General features: G+C 34.7%; 3 protein-coding genes. All 3 read left to right on the top strand.

The window, feature by feature from the left end; translation table 11 throughout:
* Window positions 1–129: 129 nt before the first annotated feature.
* The 3 genes from GNF10_RS39420 (at window position 130) to GNF10_RS36515 (ending at window position 1971) form a co-directional block, all read left to right on the top strand.
* Window positions 130–336 (top strand): hypothetical protein, encoded by a 207-nt coding sequence (locus tag GNF10_RS39420; RefSeq protein WP_185587973.1) that lies wholly within the window; start codon window positions 130–132, stop codon window positions 334–336.
* Window positions 337–921: 585 nt separating this feature from the next.
* Window positions 922–1272: a hypothetical protein gene (locus tag GNF10_RS36510; protein WP_185607470.1), complete on the top strand. Its 351-nt coding sequence runs from the start codon at window positions 922–924 to the stop codon at window positions 1270–1272.
* Between the two features lie 423 nt (window positions 1273–1695).
* The gene (locus GNF10_RS36515; protein WP_185607471.1) at window positions 1696–1971 is read left to right on the top strand and encodes a hypothetical protein; all 276 of its coding nucleotides are present in this window, start codon (window positions 1696–1698) and stop codon (window positions 1969–1971) included.
* Window positions 1972–2174: the final 203 nt, after the last annotated feature.

Raw genomic sequence — 2174 nt, forward strand, 5'->3', positions numbered from 1 at the left:
TATATATTAATTAAGTGGTATGACAAATTAGTTGAGTAAATATACTAATTTAGTATGAACTAATACAATTGAGCGATCGCACATCCACTTTTTGCTAATTCCCATCTAATCTTTTGAGTAGACTTACTAGTGGTTCATCGCATTAATAGCCTGATTCTCTCCGATACGCTCTCTGTTGCTCCCCTTATTTTGCAAAACAGCGATCGCGATACTAGCGGTTGTACAGGCGAGGAATTTTTAACGGTCATTAAGGGATGCGATCGCTCGACGTTGGCGGGGAAACGGGACTATGCTTTGTTGCTGCTACTGTGGGGGCAATGCTTTGAGGAGAAATGAGATTAGCACCTTAGATGGGGTGGATCTAACGAAGCTGTCATGAGGGGCAAGATAGCTGGAAACTATTGCTATATCTACGCTTAAGCATTTTTGACATCGAACTAGAATTGCTGCATGAATGCACTGCTACTTTTCACCATGAAAGAGGCGGTTTTGGAGTGTATGCCGGGCGATGATCCTGTCTGTCTGATTAGTGACTTAGCTCCGGCATAGCTCCAAAACCCGCAATGTATTTTTTGATTGATAAAAAGTAGTTTTGGTTTGTTAAGGGTAATTCCAGTAAGCTTTGATAGTTATGAGTACTTATTTGGGCATACTAAGGCATCTTGTAAGAATAAGTTGCTCATCTTGGATGTGTCAAACTTCAAACTGCTTGTTCACAAGCGTCTTGATTGCCAATGCTGTTTACTCCTGTTGCGCGACATTGGTTACTATAAGAATTTGACAAAACCTATGCCAATACCTTTTAAAATCTAGAATTTTACTTATTTATACAAATGCTAAATTCTACCTATAACTGTTAAACTTTTGCAAGCTATAGCCTTTTCAATAAGCAAAATTAGGATTAATGAAGAGAGAACATATATGACATTATCACACGCAGAATCCTTTCTAAAAGAGTCAATCAATTCACATGGTAGTCAATTATTAAAATATGCAAAAGATAATTATCCCAAGTATGGTCGAGGGACTCTGTTTTTTCACTTTACACCTATTGGTTATGAGTTTGAGTGTGGTGATGTAATCTATTTAAATATAAATGATATTATTCAAAGTTCTGAACTGATTTTTGGAAACAATTTAGATAACATTATGATTCGGGATCTTATAGAGAACTATGATCCAAAGAACGAGTTTATCTGCACCATTATTGTGTCATTTCTGAACAATACCAATGAATTAAAATTTGCTAAATGTAATATTAATAATATCTAGTTATGAACTAGATATAAAAAATAAGCATAAGCCGTTGCTGAATAGAAATTAAAATGTAGAGACATAAATAAAATTTTATATCTCTATAAAGGTTTCGGCGCAAAAGAAAACCATTTTCATACATGAAATCAGCAACGCCAAATTTTTTCTGAAGTGGCGATCTGTTACTTTTTTCACTGCCCTTGCAAAAATTCGGCTTTGGTAATCACTTCACTCAAACAAGCCGCGCAGATTTTGACATTATCATTTAACTCTATCCAAAGTATGTTGAGTTTGTGAGATTATGTAATTATTTGTACCATTGATTTACGTGTCCAGTGTTTATACGGTTAGGTGCAATATCTGAGATATGCTACATTTTTATTTTGCAATGTATGTTCAATAATATTCCGTAAATAGTTACGCTACTCTAGGGAGTTGTAAATGAAAATAAAAGTAGGCATGACTGTAGAAAACACCTCCGAGCAAAATACAAATTCTGGCGGAATACAACAACTAATAGAGCTAGCTGAGGCTGTTCAGCATAGTAATAACGAAGGTACTATAAAACTTTTAATTCCAGGAAATTTAAATGGAAAAAGTATGAATATTGATTTCAACATGAATACAAGAATTCAGGTAGTAATTGACAGACGATTAGATCCTTCTGCATTTAAGGTTGGGACAGAAATTTTAACAAGGATGGGACTTAGTTGTTAGTGAATTTAAATAAGATATTTCGCTGACTATAAATCATTGGCTAAAGGCGTTCCTTATACCTCTTCCATCACTTTGGGTTTAGCGAACTGCAAACAAGGCAATTTTGAAACCTGCTCCAGAATGCTGTGAGGAATCTATTATTGCTAAAATATGGAAGAGGGTGGTTTCTAATAATGTTTGTTGTAATATGTTTTTTATATTAC

The organism is Nostoc sp. UCD121 (genome assembly GCF_014222285.1).
Taxonomy (GTDB): domain Bacteria; phylum Cyanobacteriota; class Cyanobacteriia; order Cyanobacteriales; family Nostocaceae; genus Nostoc.